Annotated in this window: 15 protein-coding genes; 2 read left to right on the forward strand and 13 right to left on the reverse strand. The window is 73.0% G+C overall.

Annotated elements, in window-relative coordinates; all coding sequences use genetic code 11:
* Positions 1-30: 30 nt before the first annotated feature.
* The 10 genes from ABD211_RS04925 to ABD211_RS04970 all read right to left on the reverse strand — a co-directional run bounded on the left by ABD211_RS04925 (position 31) and on the right by ABD211_RS04970 (position 12,566).
* Positions 31-1,398 (reverse strand): putative bifunctional diguanylate cyclase/phosphodiesterase, encoded by a 1,368-nt coding sequence (locus tag ABD211_RS04925; RefSeq protein ID WP_344126658.1) that lies wholly within the window; start codon positions 1,396-1,398, stop codon positions 31-33.
* A 766-nt stretch (positions 1,399-2,164) separates the two neighbouring features.
* The gene (gene ligA / locus ABD211_RS04930; RefSeq protein ID WP_344126660.1) at positions 2,165-4,339 is read right to left on the reverse strand and encodes an NAD-dependent DNA ligase LigA; all 2,175 of its coding nucleotides are present in this window, start codon (positions 4,337-4,339) and stop codon (positions 2,165-2,167) included.
* 74 nt (positions 4,340-4,413) lie between these two features.
* Positions 4,414-5,403 carry an ADP-ribosylglycohydrolase family protein gene (locus ABD211_RS04935; RefSeq protein WP_344126662.1) on the reverse strand — a complete coding sequence of 330 codons (990 nt, stop codon included), beginning with the start codon at positions 5,401-5,403 and terminating at the stop codon, positions 4,414-4,416.
* Positions 5,404-5,425: 22 nt separating this feature from the next.
* A complete protein-coding gene (locus ABD211_RS04940) occupies positions 5,426-5,785 on the reverse strand; it encodes a VOC family protein (RefSeq protein ID WP_344126664.1) in 360 nt (119 codons plus the stop codon).
* 30 nt (positions 5,786-5,815) lie between these two features.
* Positions 5,816-6,820, reverse strand: a complete 1,005-nt coding sequence (locus tag ABD211_RS04945) for a uroporphyrinogen decarboxylase/cobalamine-independent methonine synthase family protein (protein WP_344126666.1) — start codon at positions 6,818-6,820, stop codon at positions 5,816-5,818.
* A 57-nt stretch (positions 6,821-6,877) separates the two neighbouring features.
* Positions 6,878-7,954: a tRNA 2-thiouridine(34) synthase MnmA gene (gene mnmA / locus ABD211_RS04950; protein ID WP_344126668.1), complete on the reverse strand. Its 1,077-nt coding sequence runs from the start codon at positions 7,952-7,954 to the stop codon at positions 6,878-6,880.
* A 55-nt stretch (positions 7,955-8,009) separates the two neighbouring features.
* Positions 8,010-9,185, reverse strand: a complete 1,176-nt coding sequence (locus ABD211_RS04955; protein WP_344126670.1) for a cysteine desulfurase family protein — start codon at positions 9,183-9,185, stop codon at positions 8,010-8,012.
* 465 nt (positions 9,186-9,650) lie between these two features.
* Positions 9,651-10,601, reverse strand: coding sequence for an electron transfer flavoprotein subunit alpha/FixB family protein (locus ABD211_RS04960; RefSeq protein ID WP_344126673.1), 951 nt, complete (start codon positions 10,599-10,601; stop codon positions 9,651-9,653).
* Between the two features lie 7 nt (positions 10,602-10,608).
* Positions 10,609-11,388 (reverse strand): electron transfer flavoprotein subunit beta/FixA family protein, encoded by a 780-nt coding sequence (locus tag ABD211_RS04965; RefSeq protein WP_344126675.1) that lies wholly within the window; start codon positions 11,386-11,388, stop codon positions 10,609-10,611.
* 353 nt (positions 11,389-11,741) lie between these two features.
* Positions 11,742-12,566: a GNAT family N-acetyltransferase gene (locus ABD211_RS04970; protein ID WP_344126677.1), complete on the reverse strand. Its 825-nt coding sequence runs from the start codon at positions 12,564-12,566 to the stop codon at positions 11,742-11,744.
* Between the two features lie 116 nt (positions 12,567-12,682).
* Between ABD211_RS04970 and ABD211_RS04975 the strand changes: the two genes are divergently transcribed.
* A complete protein-coding gene (locus tag ABD211_RS04975) occupies positions 12,683-13,096 on the forward strand; it encodes a PLD nuclease N-terminal domain-containing protein (RefSeq protein ID WP_344126679.1) in 414 nt (137 codons plus the stop codon).
* A gap of 27 nt (positions 13,097-13,123) precedes the next feature.
* Here ABD211_RS04975 and ABD211_RS04980 read toward each other — a convergent pair whose 3' ends face one another.
* From ABD211_RS04980 to ABD211_RS04990, 3 genes are all read right to left on the reverse strand, one after another.
* Positions 13,124-13,414, reverse strand: a complete 291-nt coding sequence (locus ABD211_RS04980) for an HAD family hydrolase (protein WP_344126681.1) — start codon at positions 13,412-13,414, stop codon at positions 13,124-13,126.
* Between the two features lie 90 nt (positions 13,415-13,504).
* Positions 13,505-15,145, reverse strand: a complete 1,641-nt coding sequence (locus tag ABD211_RS04985) for an acetolactate synthase (protein WP_344126683.1) — start codon at positions 15,143-15,145, stop codon at positions 13,505-13,507.
* A gap of 45 nt (positions 15,146-15,190) precedes the next feature.
* A complete protein-coding gene (locus ABD211_RS04990; protein WP_344126684.1) occupies positions 15,191-15,964 on the reverse strand; it encodes an enoyl-CoA hydratase/isomerase family protein in 774 nt (257 codons plus the stop codon).
* Between the two features lie 123 nt (positions 15,965-16,087).
* On the opposite strand from ABD211_RS04990, the gene ABD211_RS04995 reads away from it, so the two are divergent.
* A complete protein-coding gene (locus tag ABD211_RS04995) occupies positions 16,088-16,522 on the forward strand; it encodes a DUF6232 family protein (protein WP_344126686.1) in 435 nt (144 codons plus the stop codon).
* Positions 16,523-16,524 lie beyond the last annotated feature (2 nt).

The raw sequence follows: 16,524 nt of genomic DNA on the forward strand, positions 1-16,524 counted from the left end.
AGACCAGGTTCAGATTGCGTCGCGGTGAGTCTATTTGCCGCCCTGTGCGACGCCGGAGCCGGTCCCGGCCACGGGGTGACGCGCCGCGTCGTACCGGGTCAGCCACGAGGGTATCGCCGCGGCCGGCATGGGAGCGGCGAATAACCACCCCTGGGCGAGCCCGCAGCCGGCGTCGGCGAGCATCCGCCGGGTCGCGTCGTCCTCGACGCCCTCGGCCACGACGCGCAGCCCCAACTCGGCGCCCAACCCGACGATCGCCCGCGCCACGGCCGCGTCCTGCGGGTCGGCCGCCATCCCGAGCACGAACGACCGGTCCACTTTGACCTCGGTCAGCGGCAGCCGCCGCAGGTGCCGCAGCGACGAGTACCCGGTGCCGAAGTCGTCCAGCGACAGCCCCACCCCGAGCCGCGCGAGCCGGTGCACCGCGTCCACCGCGCGCGGCGGGTCGATCATCAGCGCGCTCTCGGTGATCTCTACCTGGAGGCCGTCCGGCGGCAGGTCGTGCGCCGTCAGCCGCGCGGCGATGCCCTCGACCAGCCCGTTCTGGTGCAGGTCCCGGCCGCTCACGTTCACCGAGACCCGGAACGCGAGTCCCACGTCCCGCCAGGCGGCGGCCTGCGCGACCGCCTCGCTCAGCACCCGCTCGGTGACCTGCCGCATGACGGCCGTCCGCTCCGCGAGCGCCACCAGGCGGGCGGGCTGCACATACCCGCGCTCGGGGTGGCGCCACCGCAGCAGCGCCTCCACGCCGACGACCCGACCGGTCGCCAGCTCGACCTGCGGCTGGTAATGCAGGCTGAGCTCGTCGTCGTCGCGGCCGAGCGCGGCGCGCAGGTCGGCCAGCAGCGCCAACCGCTCCGCGGAGTGGTGGTCGGCCCGCGCCGAGTACAGCGCGACGCCCGCCCCCGACTGCGCCTGCGCCATCGCGGTGTCGGCGTGCCGCATGAGCGTCTGCGGGTCGTCCCCGTGCTCCGGGTAGAGCGCCATCCCGATCGCCGCGCTCACGTCCAACGGCAGCCCGTCGAGCACCACCGGCTCGGCCAGCAGCGCCGCGACCTGGCCGGCGCGCTCGGCGGTCGCCCGCCCCTCGACCTCTCCCCCACGGGCCACCATGATCGCGAACTCGTCGCCGTCCAGCCGCGTCACCAGGTCGCCGGGCGGCAGGTGAGCCCGCAACCGCTCCGCCACCGCGGCGAGCAACCGGTCGGCCATGGCATGCCCGAGCGCCTCCACGACCTCCCGGAAAGAATCAAGACCCAGCAGGAGTACGCCGTCCAGCGCGTCACCGCGCCCGACCGCCGCGAAGAACGCCCACCGGTCCGGCAGCCCGGTCACGGGGTCGACGCCGGCAAGATCACGCGGCCCCCCGCGCAGCCGCCGCACGGCATCCCGAATCACGCCCCCACGCTATGCGCTACCTGTCCGTTTTCGCCAGATCACCCCACTTCGTAACCAACCCGAGACCCGCCCCACCGCGCCAAAGCTCACCAGCGACGGCCGCGGGCGCAGGTCGGCCACCAAGAGCGCACTTTTGGCGGGATGGAGGCGCCGCGCCCTCGCCACATGTGCACATGTGGCGGGCACCCGGACGCTCTGCTCCGCCACATGTGCGCTTCTGGCGGGCCGGACGGCACTTGGCGCCGCCAACTGTGAACATGTGGCGAAGTAGGAACGCGGAGTCCCGCCACATGCGCACATGTGGCGAGGGGTCGCGGAGACTGGCCCGCCAGCGGCGCACATGCGGCGAGGCACAGGCACGCGGTAGCCGCCAAAAGCTCACTCTTGGCGACGCCCGAGGCCCCCACCGCCACCAAAAGCTCACTCTTGGCGAGGTCAGGGCCATCCGGGCTCGCCAAAAGCTCACAGTTGGCGAGCCCGGGAGCTCTCACGCCCGCCACAAGCTCACATCTGGCGAGGGCCGCGCCCTGCAACGCCGCCAAGAGCGCGCGAGTGGTGGGGTGCGGTCGCGCCGGCGTCGCCAAGAGTGGACATCTGGCGGAAGGGGCGGCGCGCGGGGGCCGACAGATGTGCACCGTTGGGACGACCTCGGGCCGCAACGGCTGCTAGTGACCACCCGGCGAATCGTGGAACCGTTCTCGCGGACGTCCACGCGGAGCGATCCAAGATCTTTTACAAAGATCGCCAAGGGCGCGGTTGGATGAGGTCACGCGGGTGGGGTGGTGGCTACCGGCCGGGCCGCGTCGGGGCCGTCGGCGAGGAGGACGGCGAAGCCGGCGTCGTCGAGGATGGGGACGCCGAGGGAGACGGCCTTGTCGTACTTCGAGCCGGGGTTGTCGCCCACGATCACGAAGGCGGTCTTCTTCGACACCGAACCGGCGACCTTGCCGCCCCGGGCGGTGATCGCCTCGGCGGCCTCCTCGCGGGTGTACCCCTCCAGGGTGCCCGTGATGACCGCGGTGACCCCGGCGAGCGTCTGCGGCAGCTGCTCGGACGGCGGGCGGGGCTCGTCGGCCATCCGGACGCCGGCGGCGCGCCATTTGGCGACGATCTCGCGGTGCCAGTCGACCGTGAACCACTCCGTGAGCGACTCGGCGATCTCCGGGCCGACACCTTCGACGGCGGAGAGCTCCTCGACGCTCGCCGCCTCGATGGCGTCGAGCGAACGGAAGTGGTCTGCGAGCGCCTGCGCGGCGGTGGGCCCGACGTGCCGGACGGACAGCGACACGAGCACCCGCCACAGCGGACGCTCCTTGGCCGCCTCGATGAAGCCGAGCATCTTGACCGCGTTGGCGGACAGGGTGCCCTTCTTGGTCACGAAGAACGGCGCCGTCGACAGCCGCGCCTCGTCGAGGGAGAACAGGTCGCCCTCGTCGACGATCACCTTGGCGTCCAGCAGCGCCATGGCCGCCTTGAAGCCGAGCAGCTCGATGTCGAAACCGCCCCGTCCGGCCGCGTGGAACACGCGCTCGCGCAGCTGCGCCGGGCAGGACCGGGCGTTGGGACAGCGGATGTCGACGTCGCCCTCCTTCGCGGGCGCGAGCGGCGACCCGCACGCGGGGCACTCGGCAGGCATGACGAACGCCCGCTCGGCGCCCGTCCGCTTCTCCTGGACTGCGCCGACGATCTCGGGGATCACGTCGCCGGCGCGGCGCACGATGACCGTATCGCCGATCAGCACGCCGCGGCGCACCACGTCGGACGGGTTGTGCAGGGTGGCGTTGGTGACGGTCACCCCACCGACGTAGACGGGCTCCAGCACCGCGAACGGCGTCACGCGGCCGGTGCGGCCCACGTTGACCTCGATGTCGCGCAGCAGCGTGGTGGCGGTCTCCGGCGGGTACTTGACGGCGATGGCCCAGCGCGGCGCCTTGCTGGTGGTGCCGAGCCGCCGCTGGGTCGCCACGTCGTTGACCTTGACGACGACGCCGTCGATCTCGTGCTCGACGTCGTGGCGGTGCTCGGCGTAGTACTCGATGAACTTCCGGACGCCGGCCACGTCCGGCAGCACCCGCCACCGGTCGGAGGTCGGCAGGCCCCACGCCTTGAGCTGCTCGTACGCGTCCGACTGGCGGGCCGGCTCGAAGCCGGAACGGGCGCCGAAGCCGTGCACCACCAGGCGCAGCGGCCGGGAGGCGGTGACGCGCGGGTCCTTCTGGCGCAGGCTGCCCGCCGCCGCGTTGCGCGGGTTGACGAACGGCGACCTGCCCTGCGCGATCATGGCCTCGTTGACCTGCGCGAACGCGTCGACGGTGAAGAAGATCTCGCCGCGCACCTCCAGCAGCGCGGGCACGTCGGAGCCCTTGAGCTGCTGGGGCACGTCCGCGATGGTGCGCACGTTGAGCGTGACGTCCTCGCCGGTGCGCCCGTCGCCCCTGGTGGCGGCGCGGGTCAGCCGTCCGTTCTCGTACGTCAGGTTGATGGCCAGGCCGTCCACCTTGAGCTCGCAGAGGAACTCGACGTCGCCGGCGTCGCGGCGGACCCGGTCGGCCCACGCGCCGAACTCCTCGTCGTCGAGCGCGTTGTCCAGGCTCAGCATCCGCTGCGCGTGGGGCACGCTCGCGAAATCCGTCGAGTACGTCCCGCCGACGCGCTGCGTCGGGGAGTCGGCCGTGCGCAGCGTCGGATAGGCGTCCTCGATGCCCTCCAGCTCGCGCATCAACGCGTCGTACTCCGCGTCGCCGACGGTCGGCGCGTCGAGGATGTAGTAGCGGTACTGATGTTCGTCGATCTCGACGACCAGCTCGGCGTGCCGCTTGCCGACCTTCACCGGCGGTTCGGCCACCGCGACCGGGGCGGCCACCTCGGCGGGCAGTTCGGCCCGGTCGGCCGCCTCGACCAGCTCAGCCGCGTCGTGCGCAGCCTTGCCGCGCTGTGCCATCCGGCTCGCCCCCCATCACGTCGCGTGGAAGACCATCATCCCGCCCACCTCCGACAAAAGCGGCGCGCGCCCCGCTAGTCCCAGGCGGCGCCGAACGCGCTGAGGCGGTCGGCGTACTCGATGCGGTGGTCCCAACCGTCCGGCCACGCTGACATACCCAGGGCGGCGCCGAGGAACGCGCCCGCGAGAGCGGCGATCGAGTCGGAGTCCCCGGAGGTGGCGGCCGCGCGCCCCAGGGCGGCGACTGGGTCGTCGGGGAACAGCAGCGCGCAGTGCAGCGCGGTGGCGAGCGCCTCCTCGGCGATCCACCCCGCGCCCGTGGCCAGGCACGGGTCGGCGGCCCGGTCGGGGGCGGCGAGCGCCGCGTCGAGCCGGTCGAGCACGTCGAGGCACTCCACCCAACCCCGGTCGATGTACTCGTCCGGGGTGCTGGCGCCGGGGCGCTCCCACAGGTCGCCGAGCCACTCCTCGCGGTAGACGCCGCGCTGGCTGTCCGCGCGGGCGCGCAGCAGCGCCGGCACGTCGCGCAGCGGCGCCCCGTCGCGCAGCACACGCGTCGCGTACGCGGTCAGCTCGCTGGCGGTCAGCGCGGTCGGGTGACCGTGGGTCATGCCGGCCTGCAACTGGGACAGTCCGGCGAGGGTGTCGTCGTCGATGTCGGGCAGCAGGCCGACGGGCGTGACCCGCATGTTGGCGCCGCACCCCTTGGAGCCGGCGATCGTGGCGCGCTGCCAGCGGTAACCGTCCTCCAGGCCGGCGATCGCGCGCATGCAGGTCATGCCCGGGGCGCGGTCGTTCTCCGGCGAGCGCGCCCACTCCAGGAAGCGGGTGCGCCACAGCGGCTCGACGACCTCCGGCGCCCACGACTGCGCGGCGAGCAACCCGTCCGCGACGGCGATCGCCATCTGGGTGTCGTCGGTGACGAGCGCGGGGTCGCCCTCCAGCTCACGCGGGCCGCCGGGGCCGTAGCGCGCCTCGATCGCCGCCACGTCGAGAAACTCGGTCGGCTTGCCCAACGCGTCGCCGTACGCCAGCCCGAAGAGACTTCCGCTTGCCCGCCGCATGAGCGCGACGTTACGCGATCGGCTATTCGTAGACGAAACAGAACGGGTGGCCCGCCGGGTCCGCGTAGACCGTGAAGCGCTCGCCGCCGCCGGGCAGTCTGGTCGCGCCGAGCGCCAGCACCTTCGCCTCGAACGCGGGCAGGTCGGCCCGCTCGATGTCGAAGTCGAGGTGGAGCTGCTGCGGGTGCTTCGCGTCGGGCCACTGCGGCGGCACGTGGTCGGGAGCGAGCTGGAACGCCAGGCGCGGCAGCTCGTCGCCGCCGAGGTCGACCCAGTCGTCCTCGACGCCGGTGATCGGTTTGCCGGTGATCTCCGAGTAGAACTCGGCGAGCGCCTTGGGGTCCGGACAGTCGATGACGATCACGGAGAGCTTTCCCATCATGACCCCGACCCTGCCACGGGAGTGTGACAGTTAGACCTCCGCCAGGCGCCGGCCCGCGTCCCGGCAGGCGCGCAGCACGTCGCGCGCGTAGGCCGCCGTGGCGCCGGCCAGCCCGCACGCCGGCGTGACGACCACCTGCGCGGGCAGCCGCGCGGCGGGGAAGCCGAGTTTGTGCCACAGGTCGCGCACCTTGTCCGCGACCTGCGCGGACGTGGGCGCCCGCCGCCCAGCGGGAAGCACGGTCGGCGCCGCGCCCGCGAACAGGCCGAGCCCGGCGTCCAGGGCCTCGCCGAGCGGGTCGAGATCCGTCAACAGGGACACGTCGAGCCCCACGCCCGTGACACCGGCCTCCCGCAGCAGCCGCACCGGCACGTCCGGCGCGCACGAGTGCACCACGACGGGCACGCCGACCGCGTCCACCAGCGACCGCACGCTGTCGCGGACCACCGCCTCCGGCACCGCGCGCAGGGTCTGCCACCCGCTCTCCGTCGGCACGGTGCCGGCCAGCACGGCGGGCAGCGACGGCTCGTCCAACTGCAGCAGCACCGAGGCGCCCGGCAGCCGACGCGACACCTCGGCGACGTGCACGGCCAGGCCCTCGGCGAGCGACTCGCACACGTCCCGGGCGGCCCCGTGGTCGCGCAGCACGCGCCCGCCGATGGGCAGCTCCACGCTCGCGGCCAGGGTCCACGGCCCGGCGGCCTGGACCTTGACCACCCCGGTGTACCCGTCGGCCAGCTCCATCAGCGCGTCCAGGTCGCGTTCGCGCAGGTCGTGCGTACGCAGAAGATCGCGGCCCGGATGCGCCGCGACCCGCCACCTGCCCGCGTAGAGCTCCACGGGTAGTTCGATGAGCAGCCCCGCGGTGCGCCCGATGAGGTCGGCGCCGGGCCCGCGACCGGGCAGCTCGGGAAGGTGCGGCAGGTCGGGCAGCTCGCCGAGCACGACGCGGACCGCCTCCCGGATGTCCGTGCCGGGCAGCGAGCCCACCCCGGTCGCCGCCCCCGCCGCCCAAGGCCACGATTCATCCGTCACGTCCCAGACGCTACCGTGCCGCCACGCCCGATCGCGGCGGGAATCCGCCGCGGTGGTTCAGGACGCGCCGGAGATGGTGGCCGAGCCGAGGACGATGTCGCCGGCCGGGTCGGGACGGTAGGCGACCAGCGCCTGTCCGGCCGCGACGCCCCGCACCGGCCGGCGCAGCTCCGCGTTCAGCGTCGCGCCGTCAAGACTCACGACGCCGGGGACCGTCTCGCCGTGCGCCCGCAGCTGCAGCTCCGCCTCCACGGGCGCGGTCGGCGGGTCGCCGCCGGTCCACACGGGACGCTGCGCGACGACGGAGCAGACCTCCAGGGCCTCGACCGGGCCGACGGTGACGGTGTTGGTCACGGGCGTGATGGACAGGACGTAGCGGGGCCGCCCGTCCGGCGCGGGGACCCGCAGGTCCAACCCGCGACGCTGGCCCACCGTGAACGCGAACGCGCCCTGGTGCTGGCCGAGGACGGCGCCGGAGGTGTCGACGATGTCGCCGGGCGCCTCGCCGAGACGCTGTGCGAGGAAGCCCCGGGTGTCGCCGTCGGCGATGAAGCAGATGTCGTGCGAGTCCGGCTTGTCGGCCACGGCGAGCCCGCGCGCGGCGGCCTCCTCCCGTACGCCGGCCTTGGTCGTGTCGCCCAGCGGGAAGATCGACCGGTCGAGCTGCTCGCGGGTGAGGACCGCCAGCACGTACGACTGGTCCTTGGGCAGGTCGACGGAGCGGCGCAGCAGGCCGTCGGCGCCGAGGCGGGCGTGGTGGCCGGTGACGACCGCGTCGAAGCCGAGCGCGACGGCCCGGTCCAGCACCGCCGCGAACTTGATCTTCTCGTTGCAGCGCAGGCACGGGTTCGGGGTGCGGCCCGCCGCGTACTCCGCGACGAAGTCGTCGACGACCGAGGCGTGGAACTCGTCGGCCATGTCCCACACGTAGAACGGGATGCCGATCACGTCGGCCGCGCGGCGGGCGTCGCGTGAGTCCTCCAGCGTGCAGCAGCCGCGCGCGCCGGTGCGGTAGGTCTGCGGGTTGCGCGCCAGCGCCAGGTGCACGCCGGTGACGTCGTGCCCGGCGTCCACGGCCCGGGCGGCCGCCACCGCCGAGTCGACACCGCCCGACATCGCCGCGAGTACGCGCACGCTCCGCCCGCCTTTACAAGATCTTTTCTGGTACGCCCATTCGAGGGTACCCGCGTCAGCGGGCAGCCCGGAGCGCCCCGGCGCGCTGCGCCCGCTCCACGGCGGCCGGCAGCGCGGCCACCACCTCGGCCACGTCGTCCGGGGTGGAGGTGTGCCCGAGCGTGAACCGCAGGGAGCCGCGCGCGCGATGGTCGTCGGCGCCCATGGCGAGCAGCACGTGCGAGGGCTGGGCCACCCCGGCCGAGCAGGCCGACCCGGTGGAGCAGGCGATGCCCTGCGCGTCGAGCAGGAGCAGCAGGGCGTCGCCCTCGCAGCCGGGGAACGAGAAGTGGGCGTTGCCGGGAAGCCGCTGCTCCGGGTCGCCGTTGAGCACCGCGCCGGGCACCGCCGCGAGCACCCCGGCGACGAGCTCGGCGCGCAGCGCGCCGACCCGCAGCGCGTACTCCGCCTGGTGTTTCACGGCGATCTCGGTGGCCACGGCGAACGCCGTGACGCCCGCCACGTCGATGGTGCCGGACCGGACGTCGCGCTCCTGGCCGCCACCGTGCAGCAGCGGCGTGCACGCGGTGTCCCGGGCGAGCACGAGGGCGCCGACCCCGGTGGGGCCGCCGAGCTTGTGGCCGCTGACGGTGAGCGCCGTGGTGCCGGACGCGGCGAAGTCCACCGGCACCTGGCCGACCGCCTGGACGGCGTCGGTGTGCAACGGGATGCCGTACCCGGCGGTGACGGCGGCTGCCTCGGCGACCGGCTGCAGCGTGCCGACCTCGTTGTTCGCCCACATGACGGTGACCAGGCCGGTCTCGTCGGCGTGCAGCTCGAGCGCCTCCCGCAGGGCCTCGACGGGCACGGCCCCCCGGTGGTCGACGGGCAGCCAGCTGACCTCGGCGTCCTCGTGGGTCTCCAGCCAACGCACCGCGTCGAGGACGGCGTGGTGCTCGACGGAGCTGGCGATGACGCGGCGACGGACCGGATCGGCCGCCCGGCGGGCCCAGAAGAGTCCCTTGACCGCGAGGTTGTCGCTCTCGGTGCCACCGGCCGTGAAGATCACTTCGGAGGGTCGACAGCCGAGCGCCGCGGCCACCCGCTCGCGCGCCTCCTCGACCCGGCGCCGGGCCATGCGACCGGGCGCGTGCAGCGATGACGCGTTGCCCACCTCGCGCGCGGTCGCGACATACGCGTCGAGCGCCTCAGGCAGCATCGGCGTGGTCGCGGCGTGATCCAGATAGGCCATCGGCATCCAGCCTAATCTCCGCCCGACCGCGCTCCCACTCAGCCAGGTGCACCGCGCCGGAGAGGGGCCGAGGGGCGGCCGGTGGACCGGCCGCCCCTCGCGGGACCCCCCAGCCCCGTCTCACCGGGCCGCCGGACATCCAGGGCGACCCGTCAGTGCGAGTGGAACGTGCCGGGCGCGACGACCGCACCGCGCCGCCGGACGGGCACTCCCAGGACGCCGAATATTGGGAGCGCTTCCACCTGTACGGCCGAAAATAGATCCGCGCGGCGGCTCAGCCGACACCTGGCGACAGTCTTCGCAAGTCGTGGAGCGTTCGCGCAGCTCACTAACACCTGGGACATGGTGGGTGGGCTGAAAGTTCCAGTGCTTTCGAAATCGGGGATCCGGCCGAACGGTTTCGCAGCCCTCCCGGAACAGACCGGCCCGGCGCCCCGAGGGGGTGCCGGGCCAGGTCGCAGGGCTTCAGCCCTTGCGCCTACGGATCTCCTCGGCGGCTTGCGGGACCACGTCGAAGAGGTTGCCCACGACGCCGAAGTCGGCCAGCTCGAAGATCGGCGCCTCGGGGTCCTTGTTGACCGCGACGATCGTCTTCGACGTCTGCATGCCGGCCCGGTGCTGGATCGCGCCCGAGATGCCCAGCGCGATGTACAGCTGCGGCGAGACGGTCTTGCCGGTCTGCCCGACCTGGAACTGGTGCGGGTAGAAACCCGAGTCGGTGGCCGCGCGCGACGCGCCGACGGCGCCGCCGAGCAGGTCGGCCAGCTCCTCGACCAGCTTGAAGTTGTCCGCGCTGCCGATGCCGCGACCGCCGGAGACGACCACGGACGCCTCGGTCAGCTCGGGGCGGGCGCCCTTTGCCTCGACAACCCGCTCGACCACGCGCGCGGCCTTGTCGACGTCCGACAGCGTCACGGCCACGGGCACGACGGCGGGCGTGACCGGCGCGGTCGTCGGCGTGACCGACGAGGGCCGGACGGTGACCAGCGGGACGCCCCGGGTGACCTTCGACTTCACGATCGCGGAGCCGGCGAAGACAACCTGCGTCGCGGTGCCGTCGGCGGCCAGGTCGTTGACGTCGATGAGCACGCCGTTGTCCAGGCGCACGGCCAGCCGACCCGCGATCTCCTTGCCCTCCTGCGTGGAGGGGATGAGCACGGCGGCCGGCGACGCCTCGCGCACGAGCTGCTCCAGCACGGTCACCGCGGGGGCGACCAGGTAGTCGTTCAGCTCCGGGGCGTCGGCGACGTACACCTTCGTCGCGCCGTACTCCCCGAGGGTGTCGACGACGTCGGCGGGGGCGCCGACGGCCACCGCGGCGGGCTCGCCGAGCGCGCGGGCGATGGTGAGCGCCTCCAGCGTGGCCTTGTTGACCTTGCCGTCGGCGACCTTGACCAGGACGAGAACCTCAGCCATCTCTACCTCACACGAACTTCTCGGACGACAGGAACTCGACCAGCGCCTGGCCACCCTGACCGGAGTCCTCGACGCGGGTGCCGGCCGCGCGCGGGGGCCGCTTGCTGTGCTCGACCACCGCGGTCGAGGCGCCGGCCACGCCCACCTCGTCGGCGGCGATGCCCAGATCGGCCAGCGTGACCGTCTGGATCGGCTTCTTCTTGGCCGCCATGATGCCCTTGAAGGACGGGAAGCGCGGCTCGTTGATCGTGTCCCACACGCTGACGACGGCCGGCGTCGAGGCGCTGATGACCTCGTAACCCGCCTCGGTCTGCCGCTCGGCCGTCAGCGACGTGCCGTCGACGGTGAGCTTGCGGGTGCCGGTGAGCGCGGCGACGCCGAGCCGCTCGGCGACCATCTGCGGCACGACCTGGCCGCGCGCGTCGGTGGCCTCCGCGCCGCACAGGATGAGGTCGGGCGACAGGGTCCGCAGCGCGGCGGCGAGCACCTTGGAGGTGGCCAGGGCGCAGGAGCCGGCGAGGGCGTCGTCGACGACGTGCACACCGGAGTCCGGACCCATCTGCAGACCCTTGCGGATCGCCTCGGTGGCGCGCTCGGGGCCCATGGACAGCAGCGTGACCGTGCCGCCGTGCGCCTCGGTGAGCTTGAGCGCCTCCTCGATGGCGTACTCGTCCATCTCGTTGATGACGTTGCTGGCCGACTCCCGGTCGACGGTGTTGTCGTCGCTGCGCAGGGTGCGCTCCGCACTGGAGTCGGGCACCTGCTTGACGAGTACGACGATGTTCATCGCTGTTCGACGTCCTCCTGCTTGAACGACCGAGCGGTCGTGGCGTGGCTCCCCGAATGGTGCCACCCTGCCGGATCCGGGCAGCGGGCAGCCGCCTGACCCTATGTTACCCACAAGTAAGTTAACGGCGTCAGTGACTCAGGTCACGCCGACCCACTCGCACGCGCATACTGATGTGCAGCCGGGGGTGCACAAAATGCAAGCTCAAGAACTTGAACCACAGATAATCGTCGATGCTGACGCGTCTGTGGCGGATCCGGGGCACCGCCCACAGGCGGCGCCGAACGAGCACCTGTGCGCCTGCGGACGGCTGCGCGAGGACTGCGTCCGCGACGCCGTCCGCGCGGTGTGGTCTACGTGACATCCGCCGGCGACCACACGTAGGGGGTCGTCGTCGTGAGCGCCACGAAGCCGAGCCGCTGGAGGATGGGCCGGCTGTCGTCCGACGCGTCCACCTGCAGGAACCGGTAGCCGCGCGCCACCGCGAGCCGCGCCCGGTGGGCCACCAGCGCCTTGTAGATGCCCCGGCCGCGCCACGCGGCCAGCGTCGACCCGCCCCACAGCGTCGCGAACCCGGTGCCTGTGACATACCGCACCCAGCCGGCCGACACGACCCCCTCGCCCGCCTCCGCGACCACCACCGTGATCGACTCCGGGTCGGCCGCGATCTCCCTGCTCAACCCCTCGACGAGCCAGTCCCGATCCTCGCCCCAGACCTGGGACTCCATGTCCGCGATCCGGGCCAGGTCCGCGTCGGCGGTGACCTCCCTCAGGAGTACGCCGTCCGGCGGCGTCAGCGCGGCCGTCGCCAGCGGCCCGGCCAGCCCGACCACGACGGTCTCCCGGTCCTCGGGCGCGAACCCGGCCGCCACGAGCCGCCCGGGCAGCGAGGCCGGCCGGTCGTGGCCGTGCAGCTTCCACTCGACCCCCTCGCCCCGGGCAGCGAAGAAGTCCCGTTGCCGGGCGATCAGCGCGTCGAGCGCCGCGCCGTCGAGCCCGGCCAGGTCCCGGTAGGTCACGAAACCCTGCCTGTCGATCCCGACAAAACGCAGCACCGGCCCGTCGGTCTCGATCCAGCCGCCCTCGGGCAGCGGGTCGGGCACGTGGGCGCGCAGGTGCGCGTCGTACTCCCGCAGCAGGCCGGCCACATCGGCCTCGGAGATCACCGGTTCGCTCATCGCCACAGCGAAGCACACCGGCCTCACCGACGCGCCCGATATCCAGCGGCCCGACCGTCATCCACCGGACGCCCGCCAGGGCTGCGCGCGACGGCCGCAGGGTGCATCATTCACGCGTGGGCCGCCTCTATATCGTGCTTTTCCTCGTCAACCTGATCCTGGCTGTTGCCGCGCTGATCGACTGCCTCTCCACCGAGGAGCACGAGATCCGTGCGCTACCGCGCATCGTCTGGGTGCTCATCATCCTGCTGTTCTCGCCGGTCGGCCCCATCGCCTGGTTCGTGGCCGGGCGTCCACAGCGGACGATCTCGTCGCAGCACCCGTCGCGGGGCGGCACCTGGCGCCCCGGCGCCGGCTTCCCGGAGGCCGAGCGGCCACGCACCCTCGCGCCCGACGACGACCCGGCCTTCCTGGCCCGGCTCAACAAGGAGCGCAAGGCCGACGAGGACCTTCTGCGTCGCTGGGAGGAAGACCTCCGCCGCCGCGAGGACGAGCTGCGCCGCAAGGACGACGACGACCCCAAGGCCTGACGCCCACCCCGCCCGGCCGGGATCTGCCTAGGCCCGACACACCGACGGTCGCCGTCCAGTATGGATTCGTGCGGGATCCATGCGCCGGAACACCTCGATGCGGCTCTGCCCCATCGTCTTGCGCACGATGGTGAGCGCGTCCTCGTAGGCGGTCGTGCGCGGCGCGACGCCCTGCCCGGCGACCGCGACGGTGAACGCCTGCTCGACCAGACTGTTGTCGCGCACCGTGGTGCCGGCCATGTCCAGGCAGGCCAGCTGCCATCGCCGGCTCTGCCGGCCGATGCGCGTGTCGTGCTGTGGCGCGGTCGTGACGCTCACCCGTACTCCTACGTTCACCCGATGGCCGCTCGGCCATTCGACCAGTTAAGCGGACGCAGGAGGCGTGACGATGAACGATAGGTGGCGGGCTCAGGCCAGGTTGGAGGAGCGGGGGTACGCGTCGGCGGGGTCGGTCAGCACGTTGACCAGGTACGGCACGCCGGCGTCGAACGCCCGGCGCAGCGCCGGACCCAGGTCGCCGGGCTTCGCCACCGTCTCGCCGGCGCCGCCGAGCGCGCGCACGACCTCGTCGTAGCGCAGGCCGGGCTGCAGGTCGGCGGCCACGTCGTAGCCGTACATGGCCTGCATGGGGTGCTTCTCCAGGCCCCAGATGCCGTTGTTGCCGACCACGATGACGACCGGCAGCCGCTGGCGGACCAGCGACTCGACGTCCATCAGGGAGAAACCGGCGGCGCCGTCGCCCATGAGCACGCAGATCTGGCGGTCCGGATAGGTCACCCGCGCGCCGAGCGCGTAGCCCATGCCGGTGCCGAGGCACCCGTACGGGCCGGGGTCGAGCCAGGTGCCCGGCTGGGTCGGCTCCAGGTACCTGCCCGCGTAGGAGACGAAGTCGCCGCCGTCGCCGATGGTGATCGCGTCGGGTTCGAGGACCCTGCGCAGCTCGCCGTAGATCCGGGCCGGCTTGATCGGGTCGGTGTCGGCCGCAAGGTCGGCCTGCTCGGCCTGCTTGGCGGCGTCCTCGACCTGGCGCAACTGGTCGACCCAGTCGACGTGGTCTCCTCTGTTCAGCGCGGTACCGGCGGGCAGGTCGGCCAGCGCGGACAGGATGAGCCGCAGGTCGCCGGCGGGCGAGACGGCCGGGGTGACGTGCCCGGCGCGCTGCGTCGGGGCGTCGACGACGTGGATGACCTGGGCGTCGCCGAAGTCGCCGAAGTTGAGCCGGAAGTCCAGCGGCGTGCCGACGACGGCGACCACGTCGGCGCCGCGCAGCGCGGCCCGGCGCGCCTTGGCGAAGGCCAGCGCGTGCCCGGCCGGCAGGCTGCCGCGGCCCATGCCGTTGGTGAAGACCGGCACGTGCAGCGCCTCGGCGGCCTCCCGCAGCGCGGCGGTGGCGTCGCCGGAGTACACGTCGGAGCCGGCGATGATGACCGGCCGCTGCGCGGCGGCGAGCAGCGTGGCCGCGCGCGCGACCTCGTCCGGGTCGGGGGCGAGCACGGGCGGCGTGGTCGTCTCGGTCGGCGCGGCGTCGCCGTAGCTGAAGATGACGTCGAGCGGCAGGTCGAGGAAGACGGGGCCGCGGTGCGCGGTGAGCGCGGTCAGCGCGGCGCCGTGCACGGCGCCGTAGACGTCGTCGGTGCTGGTCACGGTCACCGCGTGCTTGGTCACGGGGGCGACGAGCGGCACGTGGTCGATCTCCTGCAGGCTGCCCGCGCCCCAGCGGAACTGCGGCGCCCGGCCGCCGAGCACGACCACCGGCGCGCCGTTGAAGTACGCGCTGGTCAGGCCGGAGATGCCGTTGGTCACGCCGGGCCCGGCGGTGAGCACCGCGACGGACGGGCGGCGCTGCAGCTTGGCGACGGCCTCGGCCGCGAACACGGCCGACTGCTCGTGGCGCACGTCCACGAGGCGCACGGCGCCGTCGCTGTTGTGCGCCGCGTCGTACAGCGGGAACACGTGCCCGCCGGAGAGGGTGAACATCTCGCGCACGCCGAAGGCCCGCAGGGCCGCCAGCGCCAGGTGCCCGCCGTGCCCCTCGATCCGCTCACCCATGCGGCCCCCTCCTTAACGCGAATTCAGTTCATCTTAGGGAGTACGTCAGTCGGCGCCGAAGTTCGGGGCGCGCTTCTCGACGAACGCGGCCATGCCCTCGGCGCGGTCCGCCGTGGCGAACAGGCCCGCGAACACCTGACTCTCCCACGCCAGGGCGGCCGGCAGCGGCATCTCCAGTCCGCGGTCCACGGCGGCCTTCGCCGCGCGCAGGGCTGCCTGCGGGCCGGTCACGAACGGTCTGACCAGGGCCACCGCCGCGTCGTACACCTCGGCGGCGGGCACCACCCGGTCGGCCAGGCCGATCCGCAGCGCCTCCGCGGCGTCCACCATGCGGCCCGACATGATCAGCTCCTTGGCGCGGGCCGGGCCGACCAGCCGCGGCAGCCGCTGCGTGCCGCCCGCGCCCGGGATCAGCCCGATGGTGATCTCGGGCTGGCCGAGCTTCGCGTCCTCGGCCACCACCCGCCAGTCGCAGGCCAGCGCCAACTCGCACCCGCCGCCCAGCGCGTACCCCGTGATGGCCGCGACGACCGGCTTCGGGATGCGCGCGATCGCGTCGAACGCGCTCGACAGGTCGTCCGCCCGCGCCGCCATGTCGGCATAGGACATCGCCGCCATCTCCTTGATGTCGGCGCCGGCCGCGAAGACCTTCTGTCCGCCGTACACGACGACGGCGCGGACCTCGGCCGACGCGGACGCCCACGCCGCCGCGGACCGCAGCCCCTCCTGCACCGTCTCGTTGAGAGCGTTCATCGGTGGCCTGGTCAACGCGATGGTGCCGATGCCGTCGGCCACCTCGCACCGCACGAACTCCCCCACCGGTGCCTCCTCTCACAACGCCGTCGCACGGCAGGTTAGCCCGTCGGGTGCCGCGCCGTACCAACTTCGTTGCCTGGGCGTGGCCTGAGGCTTCACACTGGAGGTACGGGATCGGAGCCTGCTATGGCTATCTTGTTTCACGAGCGCGATCTGCTCGTCACCGACGAACGCGTCCGGACACCCACCCGCGAATACCCGATCTATCGGGTGCGTCGCGCCTGGGTCAGCCTTCCAGAGTCGACCAGGGGCCTTCGCCTGATCGTCACGGCCGTCCTCGTGGGGGTGGTGGTCGCCGTCGCGGGCTGGGCCGTGGCGAGCGGGTGGCTCACCGACCACTGGGTGACCGTCCCGCTGTTCATCGTCGCAGCCGGCATCGCCGGCTGGGCCGGTTTCCTCGACCCGCTGGCCATCTACCTGGAGAAGCGGCGCCACGACCTGTATCTCGACGTCGACGGCGTCCCGGTGCGCGTGTGGTCGAACAACAAGGTCGAGGTCAACAAGGCCATCCGCGCCATCGACCGCGCCCGGGAACGCCACCGCGACGCCCAGTGGCGCTGACC

The organism is Luedemannella flava (assembly GCF_039528515.1).
Lineage (GTDB): Bacteria > Actinomycetota > Actinomycetes > Mycobacteriales > Micromonosporaceae > Luedemannella > Luedemannella flava.

Bases quoted from the DNA above. Each gene is read 5' to 3' on its own strand.
- ABD211_RS04970 (WP_344126677.1), bottom strand. From the start codon at position 12,566: ATGAGCGAACCGGTGATCTCCGAGGCCGATGTGGCCGGCCTGCTGCGG.
- ABD211_RS04995 (WP_344126686.1), top strand. From the start codon at position 16,088: ATGGCTATCTTGTTTCACGAGCGCGATCTGCTCGTCACCGACGAACGC.
- ABD211_RS04965 (WP_344126675.1), bottom strand. From the start codon at position 11,388: ATGAACATCGTCGTACTCGTCAAGCAGGTGCCCGACTCCAGTGCGGAG.
- ABD211_RS04935 (WP_344126662.1), bottom strand. From the start codon at position 5,403: ATGCGGCGGGCAAGCGGAAGTCTCTTCGGGCTGGCGTACGGCGACGCG.
- ABD211_RS04940 (WP_344126664.1), bottom strand. From the start codon at position 5,785: ATGATGGGAAAGCTCTCCGTGATCGTCATCGACTGTCCGGACCCCAAG.
- ABD211_RS04955 (WP_344126670.1), bottom strand. From the start codon at position 9,185: ATGGCCTATCTGGATCACGCCGCGACCACGCCGATGCTGCCTGAGGCG.
- ABD211_RS04960 (WP_344126673.1), bottom strand. From the start codon at position 10,601: ATGGCTGAGGTTCTCGTCCTGGTCAAGGTCGCCGACGGCAAGGTCAAC.
- ligA (WP_344126660.1), bottom strand. From the start codon at position 4,339: ATGGCACAGCGCGGCAAGGCTGCGCACGACGCGGCTGAGCTGGTCGAG.
- ABD211_RS04985 (WP_344126683.1), bottom strand. From the start codon at position 15,145: ATGGGTGAGCGGATCGAGGGGCACGGCGGGCACCTGGCGCTGGCGGCC.